Raw genomic sequence first — 20,767 nt, forward strand, 5'->3', positions numbered from 1 at the left:
CGGGCCGCGCATGACGGCAGGAAAATCGACCATGCCGCATCCCGGCGGATGCTGTCGAAAGGAAGGACGAAAGCCGATGAGACCTGCAACGAAGACCGGCCCGGCAATCCTTCTTGCTGCGTTCTTCTTCGCAAGCGCAGCATCGGCGCAATCCAATACTCCGCCAGCTTCTCCGCCCGAGATCGGATATGCGGACTTGGCCGATCTCGCATTTGCGGGACAGATCGCGGTGATCGTCACCGTGCACGATACCGTACACCTGAAGGATGCCGATGCGGCCGGCGTCGCGCCCGGTTTCGCGCGCTTCTATATCGAGGGTGACGTGAACGCGCTGATCGCCGGGCAGGGTGGCGTGCCCGCCAGCGTCTCCTGGATCGCCGACGTGCCGATGACATCCGCGAATCGCCTTCCCAAGCTCAAGAAGGCCAAACTGATTCTCCTCGCCCGGCCGGTGCCCGGCAAGCCGGGGATGCTCCAGCTCGTTTCCAAGACCGCGCAGCTGACCTGGACGCCGGACCTCGAACAGCGGCTGCGGACCATCCTGACGCAGGCGAACGGCCCGTCGGCACCGCCGGTCGTGACGGGCATCGGCCACGCCTTTCACGTCGCGGGCAGCATTCCGGGCGAGGGCGAGACCCAGATCTTCCTCAAGACGGCGGACAACCGCCCCGTCTCGCTCAACATCCAGCGTCATCCCGGCGAGGATCCGCGCTGGACGGTCTCGCTCGGCGAGATTGTCGACGATGCGGCGGCCGCGCCGCAGAAGGATACGTTGCTCTGGTATCGCCTCGCCTGCTCGCTGCCCGCGCAGCTTCCCGCCGATGCGGTCGCCGATCAGGCGCCGGACGACGCAACGGCCGCGCAGGCCGATTACAAGCTGGTGCTCGACGGTCTCGGCGCCTGCGGACGGACGGACGGGCCGGCGAGCTAGGAGGCGCCGCCCTCGCTCTCCAGATACAGGAAATCGCGCGGATAGTGGCGCAGGTGCGCGCCACCATCGACGAACAGGGTCTGCCCGGTCACCGCGCGGGCACGGGCGAGGTAGACCACCGCCTCGGCGATCTCGGCCGGATCGGCGAGCAGTTCCAGCGGCATCCGCGCCGCCGCGCGGGCCATCCGCGCCGCGTCATAATCGGGCGTCGGCAGCGTCAGCCCCGGCGCGACCGCCGAGACGCGGACGTGCGGCGCGAACTGACGGGCGAGAATCGTCGTCGCCTCGGACAGCGCGAGCTTGGACAGCGTGTAGCTGAACTGGTCCGCATTGGGTGCGGCGATCCGCTGGTCGAGGATGTTGACGATCGCCACCGGATGCCCGGCCGAAGCGATCGCAGCCAGCGCGCGCGCCAGCAGCACCGGCGCCGCGCAGTTGACCGCATAATGGTCGATCAGGCCGGACTGGCGCACCGTTTCGGGCGAATCATAGTCGAAGCGCGCGGCGTTGTTGACGAGCAGCGCGGGCCAGCGCGCGGCCGCCCGGTGCACCGCCGGCAGCAGCGCCTCGACCGCCGCCGCGTCCGAAAGGTCCGCGGTCAGGTGATGCCAGGCGGCCCCCGCCGCGGTCAGCCGTTCGCTCAGCCCCTCCTCGGGCGCGGAGGCCGGGCTGCTGTGGATCGCGAGGTCGTATCCCGCATCCGCCAGCGCGATGCAGATCGCCGCGCCGAGCCGGCGGCAGCCGCCGGTCACCAGCGCGAGCGGGCGGGTCACGCCCGGTTCCTCACCATGCGGATGCCGATCTCCTCGCCTTTCTCGCTGATCGCGAGCTTCACGATCGTCACCTCGACGCGCAGCACCCGCTCGTCCTCCGCGAAGAGCTTGGCGCAGACGTGATCGGCCACCGCCTCGATCAGCGTGAAGTGCAGCCCCTCGGGTAGCGACTGCGTGACGGCGTGCTTCAGATCGAGATAATTCTTCGATTCGGCCAGCGGCGTGTCGGGCGCATATTTGCGTGTCGGCAGCTTCAGATCGACCGTCACCGACACGCGCAGCGGCTGCGGCAGGTGGGTTTCCTCCGAATAGATGCCGGTCAGCACCATCGTCTCGATGTTGGAGACCTGGAGCTGGAGGAGATCGTCCGTCATGCCGCTTTCATGTCCTTGCACTAGGCGTCCCGCCTAGGCGGCACAGGCCTGTACGGCAAGGATTTCGCTTTTCTGGGCGATTGGCCGTACAGCGCGCGCCTCCCGAATCATCCATATGGAGGACAGGCATAGGTGGACGGCATGGCGAACATCATCGCGGCGGGCGCGCACGGCGCGCATCTTGCCCCGATCGAACCGGCGGATCTGACAGGCATCGAGCAGCTGCTCGATCTGGCCTTCGGCGCCGAACGCCAGCGACGGACCGCCTACCGCCTGCGCGAAGGCATGGACTTCTCCGCCGAGGCGAGCTGCGTCGCGTTCGACGAGCATGGCACGCTGGTCGGATCGCTGCAGAGCTGGCCGGCCTCGCTGGTCGAAGACGACGGGACGGCGACGCCGCTCTGGCTGGTCGGCCCGATCGCGGTCAGCCCGGAGCGGCGCGGTGAGGGGATCGCCCGCACCATGCTCCGCCGCGCGCTCACCGCGATCGACGACACCGGGATTCCGGCGGTGCTCATCGGCGATCCGGAATATTACGGCCCGTTCGGCTTCGCGGCGGACGCGACCGGCGGATGGTCCCTGCCCGGCCCGTTCGAGCGGCATCGCCTGCTCGCGCGACTCGACGACGGGCGCACGCTGCCCGCAGCCGGAATGCTCGGCCCGCGACGCTGAGGCTTCCAAGGGGCGGGCAAATCGTCCTAGGGGGATGGTCATGCCGCTGACCAATCCCCCGCCGGACGCGATCGCCGGCCTGTCGCTGAGCGAGATCGCGCAGATGGCCGCCGACGGTCGCCTGCCCCCGGTCGAGAAGTGGGATCCCGATCATTGCGGCGACAGCGGGATGCGGATCGCCGCCGACGGCCAATGGTGGCACGAAGGCTCGCCGATCGGCCGCGCCGCGCTGGTGCGGCTGTTCTCCACGGTGCTGCGGCGCGAGGCCGATGGCGGGCATGTGCTGGTGACGCCGGTCGAGAAGCTCTCGATCGCGGTGGAGGACGCGCCCTTCATCGCGGTGGAGATGGAGAGCGAGGGCACGGGCGAGGACCGCCGCCTCGCCTTCCGCACCAATGTCGGCGATCTCGTCATCGCCGGGCCGGATCGTCCGCTCGTGATCGAGGATCGCGGCCATGGCGAGCATCCCTATCTGCGGGTGCGCGGCGGGCTCGACGCGCTGGTCGCGCGGCCGGTCTATTACGAACTGGCCAATCTCGCGCTGGACGAGGTGCCCGGCCCCGACGGCCGCACCGGCCTGTGGAGCGACGGCGCCTTCTTCGCGCTGGAGCCGGCGCCCCGGTGACGCTGGCCGAGACACTCCGCGCGCAGCTGGAGGCGACGGCGCACATCCCGGCGCCGCTCGCCGGCGACATGACCATGCCGGACAGCGACCCGATCGTGCCGGCGGCCGTGCTCGTCGCGATCACCGACCGGCCGGAACCCGGCCTGATCCTGACCAGGCGCAACGAGGCGCTGCGCAAGCATCCCGGCCAGATCGCCTTCGCCGGCGGCCGCGCCGACCCGACCGATATCGATCCGGCCGACACGGCGCTGCGCGAAGCCAACGAGGAGATCGGCATCCCCCGCGATGCGGTCACGATCGTGGGGAGCGATGCGCCCTATCGCACCGTGACCAACTTCTCGATCGTGCCGATCATCGGCGTGGTGCCGCCCGATCTGCTGCTCCGCCCGCGCGAGTTCGAGGTCGCCGACATTTTCGAGGTGCCGCTCGCCTTCGTGCTGGACCCCGCCAACCAGCAGCGCAAGGAAGCCGAGTTTCGCGGGGCGATGCGCCGTTACTACGAGATCCTGTGGCAGGATCGCCGGATCTGGGGCGCCACCGCCGCGATGATCGTCAACCTTACCCGCCGGCTTGCCGCGTGACGAAGGTTCCGGTCCCCGCCCACGGCACCGACCGCGAAGCGCTCGAGCGGCTGATCGAGGCGCTGGACGGCGGCGCGGACGGCGCGCGCTATATCGGCGGCTGGGTGCGCGATACGCTGCTCGGCCACGATCCGCAGGATATCGACGTGGCCACCCGCCTTGCCCCGCAGGAGGCCGAGACGCGGGCGAAGGCGGCGGGGCTCACCACATGGTCATCCGCCTCGGGCCTCGCGCACGGCACGATCGGGGTGGTGATCGGCGGGCGGACCGTTGAGGTGACGACGCTGCGCCGTGACGTTTCCACCGACGGCCGCCACGCGACGGTCGCCTTCACCGAGGACTGGCGCGAGGATGCCGCGCGGCGCGACTTTACGATCAACGCTCTGTCCGCCGATCCGCTGACCGGCGAGGTCCATGATTATTTCGGCGGCCTCGCCGATCTCGCGGAGGGGCGGGTGCGCTTCATCGGCGATCCGCTGACCCGTATCGCCGAGGATCACCTGCGCATCCTGCGCTTCTTCCGCTTCCACGCCCGCTTCGGGACGGACGCGCCGGACGCAGAATCCTACGCCGCCTGCGTGGCGCGCGCGAAGGATCTGATGGCGCTCTCGCGCGAGCGGATCGCGGCGGAACTGCTCAAGCTGCTGGCGGTGGGCGATCCGGTTTCGACGGTCGAGGCGATGCTGGCGGGCGGCCTTTTCGCGCCGGTGCTGCCCGAGATCGTCGCGGCGGACCGGCTGGCGGCGCTGGTGGCGTGCGAGAAAGAGGCCGGCATCGCCCCCGACGGCCTCCGCCGCCTCGCCGCCCTGCTGCCGGAGGACGAGAAGATCGCCGAGCAGGTCGGCGCGCGGCTCAAGCTCTCCAACGCCGATCGCAAGCGGCTGGTCCTCGCCGCGCGGCCGATCTTCGCGCCGCCGGAGGGGCTGGTCTATTCGTTCGGCAATGCCAGTGCGACGGACATGACGTTGCTGATGGGCCTTGCCGATCGGGCGAGAATCGCCGCAGCATGGCAGGCGCCCCGCTTTCCGCTGACCGGCGGCGACCTGATCAGATTGGGGCTGATCCCCGGCCCGATTGTCGCGGCGACGCTCCAGCAGGTCGAGAAACAGTGGCTGAAGGAAGGCTTCCCGAATCGCGACCGCATCGATGTGCTGGCGCGGGACGCCGTTGCTGCAGCGCAAAATAAATAGCTGGCACACGCGTCGATTCGCGTCGAGGATCGTTTGATCGGCAACCCTTCGCGATCGGGATGACCCATGTACGGCAAGCTCTATGGCGCATGGCTGAAGGCAGGCATGGATGCCTGGACACTGGGGGCGGAAGCCTCGATGGTGATCGGCCTGCGCATGGCGAAGGTCGCCACCGGTGACTCCGCCGCCGCGAAGGAGGCCGATCTGATGGTGTCGGAAAAGGTGCAGGCGGCGTGGGAGTTGCAGACCCAGCTGCTGACCGCGCCGCTCGGGATGACGCCGCTCGGCGCGACCCGCAAGACGATCAGCCATTATCGCCGGAAGGTCGGCGCCAACCGGCGGCGCCTGACCCGCTAGGCCGTCAGATCCGCGCCTGCCAATATTCGCGCGCGGCATCGGCGGCGAGCGGCGCCGCGTAGAAATATCCCTGCCCGTGGCTGCAGCCGAGCGCGGCCAGCGTCTGGCTGAGTTCGATCGTCTCGACGCCCTCCGCCGTGGTCGTCTTGCCGAGTGCGTCGGCGAGGCTGAGCACCGCGCGCACGATCGCCACCTTGTCGCGATCCTGCAGCATGCCGGAGACGAAGCTGCGGTCGATCTTGAGCGAATCGATCGGCAGGCGACGCAGATAGCTGAGCGACGAATAACCCGTGCCGAAATCGTCCATCGCCACCTTGACGTTCAGCGCCTTGAGCGCTTGCAGCGCCTTGGTGGTGCGCTCCGGATCCTGCACGATCGCGCTTTCGGTCAGCTCGATGGTGAGGCGCGATCCGTCGATACCGTGGGTGGCAAGCGCGGCGGCAATCACGCCCGGCACGTCGTCCCGCGCCAGCTGGATGGCCGAGACGTTGACGTTCATGGTCAGCGGCACGGTGGCACCGGCCAGCGCATCCCACTTGGCGAGTGTCGCCAGCGCCGAATCGAGCGCCCAGCGGCCGAGCGGCACGATCAGGCCCGCTTCCTCGGCGACCGGGATGAACTCGCCCGGATCGATCACGCCGCGCGTCGCATGGGTCCAGCGGGCCAGTGCCTCGAAGCCGGTCAGGCGATTCGCCGCGAGATCGACGATCGGCTGGTAGGCGAGGCGCAGATCACCCTGATCGATGGCGCGGCGCAGCTCGGTCTCGAGATCGAGCTTGTAGCGCGCGCAGGCGGCCTCACCCGGATGATGGACCTCGACGCGACCGGTCGACTTGGCGCGCTTCAGCGAGAATTGGGCGTTGCGCACCATCTCCTCGCCGCTGGTCTGTTCGTCGCCGACCATCGCGACGCCGATCGCACATTCGATGCCGACCTCGAACCGGGCGAGCCGGAAAGGCGCCGCGAGCACGGACTGGATACGGCGCGCCGCGGCGGGCGCATCGTCCGGCCCGTTGGCGAGGCGCAGCAGGATGCCGAACTCGTCCCCGCCGACGCGCGCGAGGACGTCGCCGGCACGCAACGTGGAGATCAGGCGACGGGCGACGGTGATGATCACCTCGTCGCCGGCGACGCCGCCAAGGCTTTCGTTGATCCGGCTGAAGCGCGAGAGATCGACCAGCAGCACGGCGTGGCGGGTGCCGTCGCCGGCCGCCATCACCTCGTCCACCGCCTCGGCGAAGGCGGTGCGGTTGGGGAGGCCCGTCAGGCTGTCATGCAGCAGCTCGGCGCGCAGCGAGCGGGCATTCTGCACCTCCACGGTGCGATCGACCAATGTGAGCAGGCAGCGGGCGTTGCCACCGGGCATCTGCGCCAGCGGCGAGATGCAGGCCTGGAAATGGCGGCCGGAGACCTGATCGCCGTCACGCCAGTCGAATCGCAGTTCCTCGCCCGGCCGCGCGAAAAATTCGATCAGGCGGCGCACGATCTCCGGGCTCTCGACGATCGGCATCGGCGCGCTGGCCGGGCGCGAGGCGTCGAGCGTGGCGAATCGCCGGTTGGTGTGACCGACCGAAAGCTGGCCCTGCTCGTCCTCGATCAGCAGCGCGGCCGCGATCGGCAGGGCATCGAGATAGGATTGGCGGACGCGGGCAATCGTCTCCCACGCCTCGGCGGTGGGCTCCTCAGCGGCGCTGGGCACAGGGTGCAAGGGGGCGCGCACCGCCCTCCTGATGGGCGGCGTACCATTGTCCCGGCTCGCCTTGGCCATACGCATGGATGTCAGCGATAGACAAAGCCGGTTAATTCTTGCTTTCAGTGGTTTCGCCGCTCGACGAAGGTGTGAAGCGGTTGTCGCGCGGAAAGCCGAGCGGGGCCATGCGCCCGCCCGCTCCGCGCGCGGTGCGCCAGGGGTTCAGATCCGCCTCTGTACGGGTACGGCCCGTCTCGCCGCCCATCGCCCAGCTGATTCCCGCTTCGAACCGAATCGCCATCGCATCCGACAGGCCGCCGTCGCGATAGCGCTGGAGCTGCACGCCGGATCCGCGCGCCATCTCCGGCAGTTCGCCGACCGGGAAGACGACCATCTTGCGGTTGTCGCCGACCACCGCGACATAATCCGAGCCGGCGGGGACCGGACGGAAGATTCTCATCTCGGCGCCGGGGCGCAGGTTCATCACCTGCTTGCCCTTGCGGGTTTCCGCCGCGACGTCGCCCAGCTTCGCGAGGAAGCCGCGCCCGTCGGAGCTGGCGACCAGCACCTGCGCGTCGCCCACCGAGCGCGGCACCGGCAGCAGCGCCGTCGGCGCACCCTCGCCCTCCAGATCGACCATCAGCCGCACCGGCTCGCCGAAGCCGCGCCCGCCCGGCAGCTTGTCGGCCGCCAACGTGAAGACGCGGCCGTTCGCCGCCGCCAGCAGCAGCCGATCCGTGGTCTGCGCGTGGAAGGCGAACAAAGGCCCGTCGCCTTCCTTGAACTTCAGCGTATCGGCGGCGGCGAGATCGCGGTGGCCGGACATCGCGCGAATCCAGCCGCGCCGGGAGAGGATCACGGTGATCGGCTCGCGCTCGATCATCGCCTCCAGCGGAATCTCTCTTGCCGGCCCGGCCTCGGCTACCGTCGTGCGGCGGGCACCGATCGCGGTCTCAGGCGCATAGCGCTCGCGCAGCTTGGCGAGGTCCTTCTTCAACCGGGTGCGCTGGCGGGCGGGGCTTTCGATCAGCGCGGCGAGACCCTTGCGCTCCTCGTCGAGATTGGCCCGCTCCTTCTTGATCTCCATCTCCTCCAGGCGGCGCAGCGAGCGCAACCGCATGTTGAGGATCGCCTCGACCTGGGTGTCGGTCAGGCCGAACTCGGCCATCATCACCGGCTTGGGTTCGTCCTCGGTGCGGATGATCTCGATCACGCGATCAAGGTTGAGATAGGCGATCAGGAAGCCGTCGAGCAGCTCCAGCCGGTTCTCGATCCTGGCGAGGCGGTGCTTCGACCGGTTGACCAGCACCTCGATCTGGTGCGCCACGTAAGCCGACAGCGCCTCGGCCAGCGACATCACGCGCGGGGTGCGGGTGGCATCCAGCACGTTGAGGTTGAGCGAGACGCGGATTTCGAGGTCGGTCAGCCGGTAAAGGCTGTCCTGCAGTGTGCCGACATCCACCGTGCGGCTACGTGGCTCGATCACGATGCGGATCGCCTCGTCCGATTCGTCGCGGACGTCGGCGAGGATCGGCAGCTTCTTCTCGGTGATCAGTCCGGCGATCTGCTCGATCAGCTTGGCCTTGGGCACGCCGTAGGGGATTTCGGTGATGACCAGGTGCCAGGTGCCGCCCGACAGCTTCTCCGGCTCGGCGAAGCGCGCGCGAGTGCGGAAGGCGCCCCTGCCCGTCTCATAGGCCTCGCGAATCGCGGCGGGGCCGTCGGCGACGATGCCGCCGGTCGGGAAATCCGGCCCCTGCACGTACTGGAGCAGATCGACGGTCGGCGCCTGCGGATTGTCGATCAGGTGGACGGCGGCGTCGATCAGCTCGGCGGCGTTGTGCGGCGGGATCGACGTCGCCATGCCGACCGCGATGCCCGATGCGCCGTTGGCGAGCAGGTTGGGGAACAGGCCGGGAAAGACCTCCGGCTCCTCTTCCTCGCCATTGTAGGTGGGCTTGAAGCCGACCGTGCCCTCGTCCAGCCCCGCCATCAGTTCGACGGCGGTCGCGGTCAGGCGGGCCTCGGTATAACGGTAGGCCGCCGCGTTATCGCCGTCGACATTGCCGAAATTGCCCTGCCCGTCGACCAGCGGGTATCTGAGCGAGAAGGTCTGCGCCAGGCGGACCATCGCATCATAGACCGACTGGTCGCCATGCGGATGGTATTTGCCGATCGTGTCGCCAACGACGCGCGCGCACTTCTTGTAGGCGGACGCCGGATCGAGCCGCAGCAGCCGCATCGCCCACAGCAGCCGGCGATGCACCGGCTTCAACCCGTCGCGCACGTCCGGCAGCGATCGCGCCGTGATCGTCGAGAGCGCGTAGACGAGGTAACGCTGGGAAAGCGCTTCGTCGAAGGGGGAGTCGGTGAACGGGGTCGGATCGAGAGTGTCGGTCGAGGCCATGAATCAGGGACTAGCAGGCGTGGGGCGTAAGGGGAACGGGGCCGGACCATCCCGTTGGACGTTCCACGCCCGTTAAGGCCCCATTCTTTCCCGATCCGCGATTTCCCCGTCAAAAGGAGCGTCGGCAATGTCGTCTCATGCTGTGCAGCCCCACAGGGCCGACTGGAGTCTCAGCGCGCTGCTGGCCATACAGGCGGTGACCCTGTTCGGCGCCATTCCGCTCGGGACGCGCTATCCGGACGCCCATATCCTGCTCGATGCGTGCCGGCTGACGTTCGCCGCCGTGAGCATCGCCGCGCTGACGCGCCATCGCGGGCTGCAGATCGCGCTGCTGTTGCTGCTGGTCGTGCTCACAGCCGTGCCGATCTTCGGCCTCTCCATATTACGCTCGGCCGGATTCACGCCCGGCGACACACTGCAGCACGATCTGATCGAGATCATGGCCCTGGCCTTCAATACCGCCGTGACGGCGCTGGTCGCGCGCCACGTCTTCGGGCCGGGCCGGGTGAACATGCACCGCGTGCAGGGCGCGGTGCTGATCTACCTCAACATCGCGGCGCTGTTCGCCATCCTGTTCAATGCCCTGCTGACGCACTGGCCGGGCGCGATCATCCTGACCACCGGCTCTCCGCTGCCGTCGGGTCGTGGGGAGCAGACCGCGGCGCTGACCTATTTCAGCCTCGCGACGATCACGACCACCGGTTATGGCGACGTCGTGCCGGTGGACCCGCTGGCACGCAGCCTGGCCAATCTCGAATCGGTCATCGGCCAGCTCTTCCCCGCGACGCTGCTCGCCCGGATCGTCGCGCTCAATCTGGAACATGGCCGGAGCAAGGACAGCGTTTGAGGGACGATGTGCGCGGCCGTCCTAAATGGCGGCCGTCTCCTGCCGTTCTTACGACCAAAGGAGTAAGCGCGATGAGTTATGCCGTGTCGGCCACCACATCGAACGGAGCGATCAACGTCCATTCGGGATCGGCCGCCGAGATTCGCTCGGCGATCGCCGAGGCGCGCAAGGCCGGCGCGACCAGCGTCAGCCTGAGCGAGGACGGCAAGTCGATCGACGAGAGCCAGATCGGCCAGCTCACCTCCTCGCTGGTCTCCGCCACCAGCACGATGACGAAATACGCCTGAGACCCGCGTTTCAGGCCGCCTTCGTCAACTTCCGCCGCTCCATCAGCGTATAGAGCAGCCCCGGCAACACCAGACCCGGCAGCCAGCCGATGTCTGCGCCGATCCAGCTCGCCATCGGCCCTTCCCAGAAACCGACTTTCAGGAAGGGCAGTTCGATCAGGATCGCCGCCGCGTAGATCGCCAGCGTCGCGCGGTTGAAGCGGCCGTACCGCCCACCCAGATCGAACATCGCCGGGACGTCGTAGCGGCCACGGCGGACCCAGTAATAGTCCGCGAGGTTGATCGCGCTCCACGGCACCAGCAGATAGACCATGATGTTGAGCATATCGCCGAAGACATGCTCGAAATTCGCGGCGGTCGCGACGGCGATGGCGGTGGCGATCACGATCAGCCCACCCATCAGGATCAGCTTGGTGGCGGCGCCGATCGTCTCGCGCCGGTGGAAGCCGCTCAGCACGCCGGCCGAGGCCATGTAAGCCGAATAGAGCGTCATCACGTTGCCGAGCAGCAGGCCAAGGATCAGCAGCAGACGCGCCGGTGTCGCCAGCCCTCCGAACAGGGCCGGGATCGCGATGGTGGGATCGGCGGCGATCGCCGCGAAGAAGGAGGCCAGCCACGCGCCCAGCGCCATCGTCAGCGTCGATCCGAGGAAGCAGCCCAATGCGGTCGCCCAGAAGGTCCGCGCGGTCGAGACGGTGGACGGCAGGTAGCGCGAATAATCCGCCACGTAAGGCCCGTAGGTGAGGCCCCACGCCGTCGCCTGCGTGATCGTCGCGATGAAGGCGGCAGGCAGGAAGGCGCCGGTCGAGGGCGGGATGTGACCGCATCGTCGCGATGAAGGCGGCAGGCAGGAAGGCGCCGGTCGAGGGCGGGATGTGACCGCGCGCGAGCAGGATCGCCACCACCGCGAGGAAGAGCAGCCCGCTCAGCACTGACATCGCCGCGCCGATCCGGTGGATCAGCTCGTAGCCGACGAACGCCACCAGCACCGAGGCTACCCCGAACAGGGCGGGCGCCACGATCGGGCCGAGGCCGAAGGTCGCCGCCAGCGCGGGCGCCACCACCGCGCCGTTGGCCGCGTTGTAGAGCGTGTAGGTCACGACCACCGCGAGTAGCGGCAGCGCCGCGCCGAGCACGCCGAACTGCGCGCGGCTCTGGATCATCTGCGGGATGCCGAGATGCGGCCCCTGCGCGGAGTGCGCGGCCATGAACACCGTACCGATCGCGTTGCCGATCACCAGCGCCAGCAACGCCCAGCCGAAGGAGAGGCCGGCGAACACACCCAGCATCCCCACCGTCGTGCACACGATCGACAGGTTGGTGCCGAACCACACGGTGAAGAGCCGGCGCGGATGGCCGTAGCGCTCGCCTTCCGGAATGAAGCCTATGCTGTGCGTCTCGATCGCCATACCGCCCCCGCCTAAACCCGCGCCGCTCCCGCGGCATATTTCTTCGCCAGCACCGAGCAGACCATCAGCTGCGCCTGGTGGAACAGCATCAGCGGCAGCAGCAACATGCCGACCTGCGGCGCCGGGAAGATCGCGGCGGCGAGCGGCACGCCCGCGACGAGGCTCTTCTTGGAACCGCAGAAGCGCCAGACGATCTCGTCCTCACGCGCCCAGCCGAGCGTGCGCGGCAGCCACAAGGTCACCGCCAGCACGATGGCGAGCATGACGAGGCCGATGGCGAGCGCCGCGACCAGATCGTGCAGGTCGGTCCGGTGCCACAGCCCCTCCACCACGGCGGCCGAGAACACCGTGTAGACGAGGAACAGGATCGACCCGCGATCGACGCGGCCGACCAGCGCCTTGTGGCGAGCGATATAGGGGCCGATCCAGGGCCGCGCGAAATGCCCGGCCGCGAAGGGCAGCAGAAGCTGGCAGCCGATCTTCAGGATCGAATCGATGGCTTGCTCCGCACTCGTGCCGCCCGCCCCCATCAGCACCTGCGCGAGCAGCGGCGTCGCGACGATGCCGACGATGCTGGACAGCGACGCCGCGCCGATCGCCGCCGGCACGTCCCCGCCCGCGATCGAGACGAAGGCGATCGAGCTCTGCACGGTGGACGGCAGCAGCGACAGGTAGAGCAGCCCCGCCGCCATCGCCGGCGCGATGCGCAGCGCCACCTGTTCGGCGCCGAGGCCGAGCAGCGGGTAGAACAGGAAACTGGTCGCCAGCACGACCAGATGCAGCTTCCACTTGGCCGCGCCCGCGACGATCGCCTGCCGGCTGAGCTTGGCACCGTGGAGGAAGAAGAGCAGCAGGATCGCCCCGTCCGCCGCCCACCCGGCGATCGTCGCGCCGACTCCGCGCGCGGGCAGCAGGCTCGCCGTCGTGACGGTGGCGATCAGGGCGATCAGAAAGGGATCGAACAGGGCGGAGAGGCGCTTTTCCACAATCGTTGCACCTAGCAACCGATCAGGCGCCCGCCAAATCCCTTCGCACCTCGTCCACCAGCCATTCGCGGAAGCGCTTGATCTTGGGCGCCATCCGCCGGTGCTCGGGCGCGACCAGCCAGTAGGCGTAGCCCCGCGTCGAGATCCGGTCGGACAGGCGCACCAGCCGGCCTTCGATCAGATCGTTGCGCCAGAAGAACGGGGTCAGCATCGCCACCCCCTGCCCGGCCATCGCGGCGGCGCCCTCATTGGCCTGCGAATCCATGCGGACGCCGGGGCGCAGCCTGCCGTCCGGAACGTCGATCCCGGCCTCGCGCAGCCACCATGGCCACCATGGATCCTGCGGCGAGATCATCGGAACGCGCAGCATGTCCGCCGGGGTCAGCGCGCCGCCATGGCGGGCGAGGAAGGCGGGGCTGCACATCGGGGTGAAATCGATGTCGAGCAGCTTGTCGGTGGTCAGCCCCTCCCACGGCCCGCGCCCGGCACGGATCGCGACGTCCACCTCGTCGGTGGCGAAATCGACGAGGCTGTCGCTGACCAGCAGCCGCACCGCCATTTCGGGATGGTTCATCTGGAAGCCGCCGATCTTCCAGGCGAGCCAGGTGTTGGCGAAGGTCTGCGAGGTCGAGATGGTCAGCATCCCCTCGTCCTCGGCGCGCAGTTCGGCGAAGGCACCGTCGATCGCGTCGAAGGCGCGGGAGACGGGGGCCGCGGCGCGGCGGCCCGCCTCTGTCAGCACCACGCGGCGCTTCTCGCGACGGAACAGGGGCGTGCCGACGCGATCTTCCAGCAACTTCACCTGATAGGAAACCGCCGCCTGCGTCATGCCGAGTTCGGCGGCGGCGGCAGTGAAATTCTCGTGGCGCGCCGCCGCCTCGAACACCCGGACGGCGGAGAGAGGCGGCAGGCGGCGCATGGCCGCGATCATAAGCACCGCTTATCAACTGCGTCCAGCCTTTCGTTGGCGGAGCGCAACGGAAAGGCGCATCTGGACGGGGCTGGGACGGAGGCGCCCGGCCAAGAGGAGGTTCCCATGATCGATCAGGACGTGGCCCGTCTGTGGGCCGATCATCACGAGGCGTTCAGCCGCTGGGTGGACAATGCGGCGAGGGGCGTCGGCAACGCCTTCCGCGCGCTCAACCGCATCCAGTACCAGGCCCCGTGGCAGACCATCTCGCGAGGCCGCGCGCGTCATTGAAAAGGCGTGCCCGTTCCGTTAGAGGGCGACGAAGCCCCGGCCGTGCTCGGATTCCCGCTCACGCGCCGGGGCAAGTCTTTTTCTCGGGATACGGGACACGCGCATGGCACGCCGCCGGCAGATCTACGAAGGCAAGGCGAAGATTCTCTATGAGGGCCCGGAGCCCGGCACGCTGATCCAGTATTTCAAGGACGACGCCACCGCCTTCAACGCCCAGAAGAAGGGCACGATCAACGGCAAGGGCGTGCTCAACAACCGCATTTCCGAGCATGTCTTCACGATGCTCGGCAATATCGGTGTGCCGACCCACTTCATCCGCCGCCTCAACATGCGCGAGCAGCTGATCCGCCAGGTGGAGATCGTGCCGATCGAGGTGGTGGTGCGCAACGTCGTCGCCGGCAGCCTCGCCAAGCGCCTCGGCATCGAGGAGGGCACGCAGCTGCCCCGCACGATCATCGAATATTATTACAAGGATGATGCGCTGGGCGACCCGATGGTCACCGACGAGCATATCGCCTGCTTCGGCTGGGCCAGCCAGGAGGAGATGCACGACATCGCCGACATGGCGATCCGCGTGAACGATTTCCTCACCGGACTGTTCGCCGGCATCAACATTCGTCTGGTCGACTTCAAGCTGGAGTTCGGCCGGATCTGGGAGAACGATTTCTCGCGCGTCATCCTCGCCGACGAGATTTCGCCGGACGGCTGCCGCCTGTGGGACATGACCACCAACGAGAAGCTCGACAAGGATCGCTTCCGCCGCGATCTCGGCGGCGAGGTCGAGGCCTATCAGGAGGTCGCGCGCCGGCTCGGCCTGCTGCCGGAAGGCGCCGAGAACGCCGTGCTCGACATGGAGAGCCACCGCAAGAAGCGCGGGCAGTAAGGGGCGGCCGCTCCTGACGGAATGACCGAACGCAAGGATGTCCCCACCCGCGAGGCGATCCAGATCGCCCGCGTGCTGTGCATCCTCGGCATCGTCTATGTCCACGCCTGGACGGGGCTGACCGCCGAGCAGATTTCCGCGCTCGACCAGACCGGGCAGGGCATCCTGCGCTTCGTGCTGATCGAGCTGGTCGGGCGGAGTGCGGTGCCGCTGCTCGGCGCGATTTCCGGCTGGCTCTCCGGGCCGTCCGCCGCCAAGCGCAGTTACGGCGCTTTCGTGCAGGTGAAGGCCCGCACCGTGCTGGCGCCGATGCTGCTGTGGAACCTGATCGCGCTCGCGCTGGTCAGCGGGTCGGCGGCCTTGTTCCACCTGCCCGCCCCCGTGCCGGCGAGCGTGCGCGAGGCGCTCGACTGGATCGGCTGCGTCACCCAGCCCAATCCGATCAACGTCCAGATCAGCTTCCTGCGCGATCTGTTCCTGTGCATGTGCGCGGCGCCCCTGTTCACCCGCCTGCCCGATCGCTGGTTGTGGGCGCTGTGGCTGCTGGCGGCGGCATGGTCGATCAGCAACCTCAACCTCTACGTGCTGCTGCGCCCGCAGATTCTGCTCTTCTTCCTTTCCGGCATGCTGGCGCGCCGCCATCTCACCGCCGAGCGGATCGCGCGCTGGCCGCTGATCGGCTGCATCCTGCCCTATCTCCTGCTGCTGCCGGGCAAGGTGATTGTCTCGGTGCAGGACGATGCCTGGCTGAAGGCGCATGTCGTGGCGGCCAATGCGATCGACATGCCGCTGCGCTTCGCCGCCGCGCTCGCCGTCTGGCGGATCGCGCTGGCGCTGGTGCCGACGCGGGCCGGCGCACGGATCATGGGCGTCGAGCGCTACGCCTTCCTGCTGTTCTGCTGTCATCTCGTGCTGATCTGGCTGCTCGGCCCGCCGATCGGGCTGGTGACCGGGCCGATGGGCGCGTCGGGCTACGTTCCCTTCCTGCTGCTCCAGCCGGTGATGGCATTGGGGGGCACCGTGCTGGTGGGGCGGGCGCTGATGCTGGCGTCGCGGCCGGCGGCGAAGCTGCTGAGCGGCGGGCGGCTGGACCAGCCCTTGCGCCCGCGCGCCGCTTCCGCCAAAGGGACCGCGAAACCGGACCCCGGAGCAGACTCATGAAAACCCGTGTCGTCGTGACCCTCAAGCCCGGCGTGCTCGATCCGCAGGGCAAGGCGGTGCACCATGCGCTGACCGGCCTCGGCTTCGGCGGCGTCAACGACGTGCGCGTCGGCAAGATCGTCGAGCTGGATCTCGCCGACGGCACCGAGCCGGCCGCGATCGAGGACATGTGCCGCAAGCTGCTCGCCAACACGGTGATCGAGAATTTCCGCATCGAACAGGCCTGACAGGAGCGCCGCGCCATGAAAGCCGCCGTAATCGTCTTCCCCGGCTCCAACTGCGACCGCGACCTCGCCGTCGCTTTCCGCGAACTGACCGGCCATGAGACCGTGATGGTGTGGCACGGCGAGACGACGCTGCCCGACGGCCTCGACATCATCGGCGTGCCCGGCGGCTTCTCCTACGGCGATTACCTCCGCTCCGGCGCGATGGCGGCGCGATCGCCGGTGATGCGCGCGGTGGCGGATGCGGCGGGCAGGGGCGTCGCGGTGCTGGGCGTGTGCAACGGCTTCCAGGTGCTGACCGAGACCGGCCTGCTGCCCGGCGCGCTGATGCGCAACGCCGGCCTCAACTTCGTCTGCCGCGACGTGGGGCTGACCGTCGGCACCTCGCAGACCATGTTCACCAGCCGCTACGAGGATGGCGAGGAGATCGTGATCCCCGTCGCCCATCACGACGGCAATTACTTCGCCGACGACGCGACGCTCGACCGGCTGGAGGGCGAGGGCCGCGTGGCGTTTCGCTACACTGGCGACGTCAACGGATCGGCGCGCAATATCGCGGGCATCGTCAACGATGCGGGCAACGTGCTGGGCATGATGCCCCACCCCGAGCGCATGATCGAGGCCGCCCACGGCCGCACCGACGGCCGCCGCATCTTCGAGGGCCTGGTCGGCGCGCTGGCGTGACGGCCGCGGCGCGATGAAAAGCGCCGATCTCGCCCGCCTCACCCTCGCGCCCCTGTTCGCCATAGCGGGGATGGTCCACCTCGCCCGCCCGGATGTGTTCGCGGGCGTGATGCCGCCGGCGGTTCCGTATCCGCACGCCGTGATCCTGCTGACCGGCGCCGCCGAGATCGCCGGCGCGGCAGGGCTGTTCGTGCCGGCGACCCGCGCGATCGCAGGCGTGATGCTCGCGCTCTACGCCGTCTGCGTCTATCCCGCGAACATCCTGCACGCGGTGCACGATCTCTCGACCGGCACCGGGCTCGGCTGGGCCTATCACTATCCGCGCCTGTTCGCCCAGCCCTTCATCTGCTGGTGGGCGCTGGCAGCCGGCGGCGTCACGGCACGTTCGACGGGCGCCCGCCCCGATTAATCCCGCGCGCGGAACGGCGAGAAGTTGGTGCGGGTGTCGAACACCTCCACCCCCTCGGCACGCTTGAGGAAGCCGACCACCAGATAGGTGAACGGGGTCAGCAGCACCTCCCAGCCCACCTTCATCGCCCAGTTGGTCACCATGATCGTGATGACGAGGCCATGCGTGAAGCCCGGCGCATCCCAGAAGGCGAGCGGATAGAAGATCAGGCTGTCCATCGCCTGCCCGAACACGGTCGAGCTGACGGTGCGCGTCCACAGGTACCTTCCGCCCGTCCACACCTTCATCCGCGCCAGCACGAAAGCGTTGACGAACTCGCCCGCCCAGAAGGCGCAGATGCTGGCGAGGACGATCCGCCCTGTCTGCCCGAACACCAGCTCGTAGGCCGGCTGGTTGGACCAGCCCGGCGCCGGCGGCAGCTTCACCACCACGAAGGTCATCAGCGCGAGGAAGATCATCGCCGCGAACCCCGCCCACACGCAGCGCCGGGCGCGCGAATAGCCGTACACCTCGGTCAGGATGTCGCCGAGCAGGTAGGAGAGCGGGAAGAACAGGATGCCCGCGCCGAACTTGAGGCCCCCCAGCGTCGCCGCCTTGTCCGCACCGATCACGTTGGAGAGCAGCAGGATGGCGACAAACGCCGTCATCATGAAATCGAAATAGCGGAAGCCGCCCTTCCCCACCTCGTCCGCCTCGACCGTGCGGAGGCCGGGCTGCGATGCGTTCTGTTGCGTATCCGTCATGAGGCGGCACAGTATCGCGGTTTCGCATCCACGCAATCCGGGCTATGCGCGCTTCCGGAGCGCCCGTAGCTCAGCTGGATAGAGCATCCGCCTTCTAAGCGGATGGTCGCAGGTTCAAGTCCTGCCGGGCGCGCCAACTCCTCCATGTCTGGACAGCACATCGATGCCGAGGGTTCTCCCTGCGGGATAATGTTCTTGATTTGTTCCAACCATTCCGGTACAAGCATGTGGCGTTCCTGGGAGGGCTGATATGAGGCAGATCGGTTCGGCGACGGCACGGATCCGTATTCCACCGGAGCATTTCGGATAATATCTCCGTACGGGCAGATGGTCCCGGTCCACCGACATTCTCGAGGTCAAATTCAACCCAGATCACGACCCGGCCAACGGGCGCTTCACGTTCAAGGATGGCGGATCGTCTGGCAGTGACACCGCCAGAACCTCCTGGCGTGGTGGCGGTTTCACTCGTGGAGGTGGCGGCGGCAAATCGTTCGATGGTGGCGGATCGAGCGACTCTTGGGGCGGCGGTTGCTTCACGGCTGGGGGTGACGGTTCGGGAGGAGGGGCTGCTGGACGGACGGGAGGCACCTCGACATGGTCGCTCGCGCCGCTGTTCCGCCAGCGCTACCCGAAGGTGGCGCTCGACGAGACGCGGATGCTGGTGCCGACGGACGCGGGCGTCACCGCCGGATCGGCGATGGGCCACCTCGATCTTGCGCTCTGGCTGATACGGCAGGCCAGCCCAGAGCTTGCGACGCTCGTGTCACGCTACCTGCTGGCCGATCTCCGCTCCTCACAGGCCGCCTATATCATCCCCAGCCATCTGGCCGGCGCCGATCCGCTGATCGCGCGCTTCGAACGCTGGTCGCGCGGTCGGCTGCACCAGGGTTTCTCGCTGCGGGAGGCAGCCGATGCGCTGGCGACCAGTCCGCGTTCGCTCCAGCGCAAATGCCAGGCGGTGCTCGGCAAGTCGCCGCTCCGCTATTTTCAGGATCTGCGGGTGGAACGCGCGCAATCGCTGATCCGCAGCGGCGAACTCGGCCTTGATGCGATTGCCGAGGAAGTGGGCTATGTCGACGGCGCAACCTTGCGCACGCTGCTGCGCCAGCGGCTCGGCCGCGGCGTGCGCGAACTGCGCGCGGACCTGCGCTAGCGCTGCGTCTTAGCGGCGTTGAGCGCCATCGCGGCGCGAACCAATGCGGGAAGCTCTCGGCATCGATCGCCCCATGCCGGCCACTCCTGCATCGGAGCCGGCCGGCTGGCGGAGACGGAGGGATTCGAACCCTCGGTACGGTTTCCCGTACGACGCTTTAGCAAAGCGTTGGTTTCAGCCACTCACCCACGTCTCCGAGCTGCGGCGTGCGGGCGGCTATAGCGAGCGTTTTTCGGCTGCACAACAGGGTCCAGCGCGGCGAAGCGTGCCTTCGTTGAGTCGTGCTGTGGGAACGGCCCGGCGCGTTCATTGCGCGGCAAGGCGCTTCGCGGTTAACCAGTGCCGGACTTTTCGGGGGAGCAGAGCATTTCCATGACCATCATCGCCCGCCGGATCGCGGCACCCGTTGCAATCGCCGCCGTGCTGGCGCTCGCGGCCGCGCCGGTCTGCGCGCAGATTCGCACGGTCGATCCGTCCTCCTCGCAGGCGCACAGCGATCTCGCGCCGGCCGGCAGCGGCCAGCCGGAGACCAGCGGCACCCAGCCGCCGCCGGAGAGCGATTACAACGCCCCCCCGTCCCCGCCCGCCTCCGCGCCTTCGGGCGACGATCGCTCCGCCCCGCCGGCGACCAATGCGTCGCGCGCGCCGGACAACCAGACGTTCGAGGAGCATGACGTGCTCGACGCGGCCGAGGGCGTGTTCGGGCGCGGCGCCGAGGGGCTTGCCCGGATGATCGAGCGCGTGCTCAAGGATCAGGGCCGCCCGACCGCCTATATTTCCGGCCGCGAGGCGAGCGGCGCCTTCGCCATCGGCCTGAAATACGGCTCCGGCGTGCTGCATCACAAGATCGAGGGCGATCGCCCGGTCTACTGGACGGGGCCGTCGCTGGGCTTCGACATCGGCGGCAATGCGTCGAAGGAGTTCATCCTCGTCTACAATTTGTACGACAGCCAGGATCTCTATCACCGCTTCCCGGCGGCCGAGGGCACGGCCTATTTCGTCGGCGGCTTCACCGCGAGCTATCTGCGGCGCGGCGACGTGGTGCTGATCCCGATCCGGCTCGGCGTCGGCTGGCGGCTGGGCGCGAACGTGGGCTATATGAAGTTCACCCCGCAATCGAAGCTGATGCCGTTCTGATGCGCCTGTCCCGTCGCGGCACATCGCGACGGGGCGGGTTCAG

Annotated in this window: 24 protein-coding genes, 2 tRNA genes and 1 pseudogene; 17 read left to right on the forward strand and 10 right to left on the reverse strand. The window is 68.3% G+C overall.

What is annotated here, in order from left to right:
- The first annotated feature begins 196 nt into the window (after positions 1 to 196).
- Positions 197 to 931, forward strand: coding sequence for a hypothetical protein (locus QGN17_RS13280; protein ID WP_281044953.1), 735 nt, complete (start codon positions 197 to 199; stop codon positions 929 to 931).
- On the opposite strand, the gene QGN17_RS13285 is transcribed toward QGN17_RS13280, so the two are convergent.
- The gene (locus QGN17_RS13285; protein WP_281044954.1) at positions 928 to 1,704 is read right to left on the reverse strand and encodes an SDR family oxidoreductase; all 777 of its coding nucleotides are present in this window, start codon (positions 1,702 to 1,704) and stop codon (positions 928 to 930) included. The two genes, QGN17_RS13280 and QGN17_RS13285, sit on opposite strands and share 4 nt — an antisense overlap.
- On the reverse strand, positions 1,701 to 2,078 hold the full coding sequence (locus QGN17_RS13290) for a dihydroneopterin aldolase (protein ID WP_281044955.1): 378 nt from the start codon (positions 2,076 to 2,078) through the stop codon (positions 1,701 to 1,703). Before QGN17_RS13290 ends, QGN17_RS13285 begins: the two co-directional genes overlap by 4 nt.
- Positions 2,079 to 2,219: 141 nt before the next feature.
- Between QGN17_RS13290 and QGN17_RS13295 the strand changes: the two genes are divergently transcribed.
- The 5 genes from QGN17_RS13295 to QGN17_RS13315 all read left to right on the forward strand — a co-directional run bounded on the left by QGN17_RS13295 (position 2,220) and on the right by QGN17_RS13315 (position 5,503).
- Positions 2,220 to 2,750, forward strand: coding sequence for a GNAT family N-acetyltransferase (locus QGN17_RS13295; RefSeq protein WP_281044956.1), 531 nt, complete (start codon positions 2,220 to 2,222; stop codon positions 2,748 to 2,750).
- A gap of 40 nt (positions 2,751 to 2,790) precedes the next feature.
- Positions 2,791 to 3,375, forward strand: coding sequence for a DUF1285 domain-containing protein (locus QGN17_RS13300; protein WP_281044957.1), 585 nt, complete (start codon positions 2,791 to 2,793; stop codon positions 3,373 to 3,375).
- Complete coding sequence (locus QGN17_RS13305) at positions 3,372 to 3,956, forward strand: CoA pyrophosphatase (protein ID WP_390902667.1); 585 nt, start codon at positions 3,372 to 3,374, stop codon at positions 3,954 to 3,956. Before QGN17_RS13300 ends, QGN17_RS13305 begins: the two co-directional genes overlap by 4 nt.
- Positions 3,953 to 5,146, forward strand: coding sequence for a CCA tRNA nucleotidyltransferase (locus QGN17_RS13310; protein WP_281044958.1), 1,194 nt, complete (start codon positions 3,953 to 3,955; stop codon positions 5,144 to 5,146). The genes QGN17_RS13305 and QGN17_RS13310 overlap by 4 nt, the downstream gene beginning before the upstream one ends.
- Before the next feature lie 66 nt (positions 5,147 to 5,212).
- On the forward strand, positions 5,213 to 5,503 hold the full coding sequence (locus tag QGN17_RS13315; RefSeq protein WP_281044959.1) for a hypothetical protein: 291 nt from the start codon (positions 5,213 to 5,215) through the stop codon (positions 5,501 to 5,503).
- A 4-nt stretch (positions 5,504 to 5,507) separates the two neighbouring features.
- Here the strand turns inward: QGN17_RS13315 and QGN17_RS13320 are convergent, their stop codons facing one another.
- Positions 5,508 to 7,202 (reverse strand): putative bifunctional diguanylate cyclase/phosphodiesterase, encoded by a 1,695-nt coding sequence (locus tag QGN17_RS13320; protein ID WP_281044960.1) that lies wholly within the window; start codon positions 7,200 to 7,202, stop codon positions 5,508 to 5,510.
- 100 nt (positions 7,203 to 7,302) lie between these two features.
- On the reverse strand, positions 7,303 to 9,600 hold the full coding sequence (parC, locus tag QGN17_RS13325; protein ID WP_281044961.1) for a DNA topoisomerase IV subunit A: 2,298 nt from the start codon (positions 9,598 to 9,600) through the stop codon (positions 7,303 to 7,305).
- 127 nt (positions 9,601 to 9,727) lie between these two features.
- On the opposite strand from parC, the gene QGN17_RS13330 reads away from it, so the two are divergent.
- Entirely contained in the window at positions 9,728 to 10,447 is a 720-nt protein-coding gene (locus tag QGN17_RS13330) for a potassium channel family protein (protein WP_281044962.1), read from the forward strand.
- Positions 10,448 to 10,518: 71 nt separating this feature from the next.
- The gene (locus QGN17_RS13335; protein WP_281044963.1) at positions 10,519 to 10,734 is read left to right on the forward strand and encodes a hypothetical protein; all 216 of its coding nucleotides are present in this window, start codon (positions 10,519 to 10,521) and stop codon (positions 10,732 to 10,734) included.
- A gap of 10 nt (positions 10,735 to 10,744) precedes the next feature.
- On the opposite strand, the gene QGN17_RS13340 is transcribed toward QGN17_RS13335, so the two are convergent.
- The 4 genes and pseudogenes from QGN17_RS13340 to gcvA form a co-directional block, all read right to left on the reverse strand.
- Positions 10,745 to 11,581, reverse strand: a complete 837-nt coding sequence (locus tag QGN17_RS13340; protein ID WP_313790162.1) for a cytosine permease — start codon at positions 11,579 to 11,581, stop codon at positions 10,745 to 10,747.
- A gap of 109 nt (positions 11,582 to 11,690) precedes the next feature.
- Positions 11,691 to 12,143, reverse strand: a pseudogene (locus tag QGN17_RS20925) (cytosine permease); the annotation flags it as partial.
- A gap of 11 nt (positions 12,144 to 12,154) precedes the next feature.
- Positions 12,155 to 13,129: a bile acid:sodium symporter family protein gene (locus QGN17_RS13350; protein WP_281044965.1), complete on the reverse strand. Its 975-nt coding sequence runs from the start codon at positions 13,127 to 13,129 to the stop codon at positions 12,155 to 12,157.
- 22 nt (positions 13,130 to 13,151) lie between these two features.
- Positions 13,152 to 14,060, reverse strand: coding sequence for a transcriptional regulator GcvA (gcvA, locus tag QGN17_RS13355; RefSeq protein WP_281044966.1), 909 nt, complete (start codon positions 14,058 to 14,060; stop codon positions 13,152 to 13,154).
- Between the two features lie 105 nt (positions 14,061 to 14,165).
- Here gcvA and QGN17_RS13360 point away from each other — a divergent pair, with 105 nt between their 5' ends.
- The 6 genes from QGN17_RS13360 (at position 14,166) to QGN17_RS13385 (ending at position 17,691) form a co-directional block, all read left to right on the forward strand.
- A complete protein-coding gene (locus tag QGN17_RS13360; protein WP_281044967.1) occupies positions 14,166 to 14,330 on the forward strand; it encodes a hypothetical protein in 165 nt (54 codons plus the stop codon).
- A 103-nt stretch (positions 14,331 to 14,433) separates the two neighbouring features.
- Complete coding sequence (gene purC, locus QGN17_RS13365; RefSeq protein ID WP_281044968.1) at positions 14,434 to 15,213, forward strand: phosphoribosylaminoimidazolesuccinocarboxamide synthase; 780 nt, start codon at positions 14,434 to 14,436, stop codon at positions 15,211 to 15,213.
- Between the two features lie 21 nt (positions 15,214 to 15,234).
- Entirely contained in the window at positions 15,235 to 16,374 is a 1,140-nt protein-coding gene (locus tag QGN17_RS13370) for an acyltransferase family protein (protein ID WP_281044969.1), read from the forward strand.
- Positions 16,371 to 16,601, forward strand: coding sequence for a phosphoribosylformylglycinamidine synthase subunit PurS (gene purS / locus QGN17_RS13375; protein ID WP_022691557.1), 231 nt, complete (start codon positions 16,371 to 16,373; stop codon positions 16,599 to 16,601). The genes QGN17_RS13370 and purS overlap by 4 nt, the downstream gene beginning before the upstream one ends.
- A gap of 15 nt (positions 16,602 to 16,616) precedes the next feature.
- Complete coding sequence (gene purQ / locus QGN17_RS13380) at positions 16,617 to 17,282, forward strand: phosphoribosylformylglycinamidine synthase subunit PurQ (protein WP_281044971.1); 666 nt, start codon at positions 16,617 to 16,619, stop codon at positions 17,280 to 17,282.
- A gap of 13 nt (positions 17,283 to 17,295) precedes the next feature.
- Entirely contained in the window at positions 17,296 to 17,691 is a 396-nt protein-coding gene (locus tag QGN17_RS13385; protein WP_281044972.1) for a DoxX family protein, read from the forward strand.
- Here the strand turns inward: QGN17_RS13385 and QGN17_RS13390 are convergent.
- Positions 17,688 to 18,434 carry a queuosine precursor transporter gene (locus tag QGN17_RS13390; RefSeq protein WP_281044973.1) on the reverse strand — a complete coding sequence of 249 codons (747 nt, stop codon included), beginning with the start codon at positions 18,432 to 18,434 and terminating at the stop codon, positions 17,688 to 17,690. The genes QGN17_RS13385 and QGN17_RS13390 overlap by 4 nt on opposite strands.
- 59 nt (positions 18,435 to 18,493) lie before the next feature.
- Here QGN17_RS13390 and QGN17_RS13395 point away from each other — a divergent pair.
- Together QGN17_RS13395 and QGN17_RS13400 are read left to right on the forward strand one after the other, a co-directional pair.
- Positions 18,494 to 18,570, forward strand: a tRNA-Arg gene (locus QGN17_RS13395).
- Positions 18,571 to 19,068: 498 nt separating this feature from the next.
- Positions 19,069 to 19,587 carry a helix-turn-helix domain-containing protein gene (locus QGN17_RS13400; RefSeq protein WP_281044974.1) on the forward strand — a complete coding sequence of 173 codons (519 nt, stop codon included), beginning with the start codon at positions 19,069 to 19,071 and terminating at the stop codon, positions 19,585 to 19,587.
- Between the two features lie 106 nt (positions 19,588 to 19,693).
- Here QGN17_RS13400 and QGN17_RS13405 read toward each other — a convergent pair.
- Positions 19,694 to 19,783, reverse strand: a tRNA-Ser gene (locus QGN17_RS13405).
- Between the two features lie 176 nt (positions 19,784 to 19,959).
- Between QGN17_RS13405 and QGN17_RS13410 the strand changes: the two genes are divergently transcribed.
- On the forward strand, positions 19,960 to 20,724 hold the full coding sequence (locus QGN17_RS13410; protein ID WP_281044975.1) for a DUF1134 domain-containing protein: 765 nt from the start codon (positions 19,960 to 19,962) through the stop codon (positions 20,722 to 20,724).
- The last annotated feature ends 43 nt before the right edge of the window (positions 20,725 to 20,767 follow it).

Origin of the sequence: Sphingomonas oryzagri, from assembly GCF_029906645.1 — a bacterium.
In the GTDB taxonomy this organism is placed as follows: domain Bacteria; phylum Pseudomonadota; class Alphaproteobacteria; order Sphingomonadales; family Sphingomonadaceae; genus Solisphingomonas; species Solisphingomonas oryzagri.

What these genes read in the sequence shown, in the direction of transcription:
- parC (WP_281044961.1), bottom strand. Translation starts at nt 9,600, where the DNA reads ATGGCCTCGACCGACACTCTCGATCCGACCCCGTTCACCGACTCCCCC.
- gcvA (WP_281044966.1), bottom strand. Translation starts at nt 14,060, where the DNA reads ATGATCGCGGCCATGCGCCGCCTGCCGCCTCTCTCCGCCGTCCGGGTG.
- QGN17_RS13315 (WP_281044959.1), top strand. Translation starts at nt 5,213, where the DNA reads ATGTACGGCAAGCTCTATGGCGCATGGCTGAAGGCAGGCATGGATGCC.
- QGN17_RS13300 (WP_281044957.1), top strand. Translation starts at nt 2,791, where the DNA reads ATGCCGCTGACCAATCCCCCGCCGGACGCGATCGCCGGCCTGTCGCTG.
- QGN17_RS13410 (WP_281044975.1), top strand. Translation starts at nt 19,960, where the DNA reads ATGACCATCATCGCCCGCCGGATCGCGGCACCCGTTGCAATCGCCGCC.
- QGN17_RS13290 (WP_281044955.1), bottom strand. Translation starts at nt 2,078, where the DNA reads ATGACGGACGATCTCCTCCAGCTCCAGGTCTCCAACATCGAGACGATG.
- QGN17_RS13335 (WP_281044963.1), top strand. Translation starts at nt 10,519, where the DNA reads ATGAGTTATGCCGTGTCGGCCACCACATCGAACGGAGCGATCAACGTC.
- QGN17_RS13370 (WP_281044969.1), top strand. Translation starts at nt 15,235, where the DNA reads ATGACCGAACGCAAGGATGTCCCCACCCGCGAGGCGATCCAGATCGCC.
- QGN17_RS13295 (WP_281044956.1), top strand. Translation starts at nt 2,220, where the DNA reads ATGGCGAACATCATCGCGGCGGGCGCGCACGGCGCGCATCTTGCCCCG.
- purQ (WP_281044971.1), top strand. Translation starts at nt 16,617, where the DNA reads ATGAAAGCCGCCGTAATCGTCTTCCCCGGCTCCAACTGCGACCGCGAC.
- QGN17_RS13385 (WP_281044972.1), top strand. Translation starts at nt 17,296, where the DNA reads ATGAAAAGCGCCGATCTCGCCCGCCTCACCCTCGCGCCCCTGTTCGCC.
- QGN17_RS13360 (WP_281044967.1), top strand. Translation starts at nt 14,166, where the DNA reads ATGATCGATCAGGACGTGGCCCGTCTGTGGGCCGATCATCACGAGGCG.
- purC (WP_281044968.1), top strand. Translation starts at nt 14,434, where the DNA reads ATGGCACGCCGCCGGCAGATCTACGAAGGCAAGGCGAAGATTCTCTAT.
- QGN17_RS13390 (WP_281044973.1), bottom strand. Translation starts at nt 18,434, where the DNA reads ATGACGGATACGCAACAGAACGCATCGCAGCCCGGCCTCCGCACGGTC.
- QGN17_RS13330 (WP_281044962.1), top strand. Translation starts at nt 9,728, where the DNA reads ATGTCGTCTCATGCTGTGCAGCCCCACAGGGCCGACTGGAGTCTCAGC.
- purS (WP_022691557.1), top strand. Translation starts at nt 16,371, where the DNA reads ATGAAAACCCGTGTCGTCGTGACCCTCAAGCCCGGCGTGCTCGATCCG.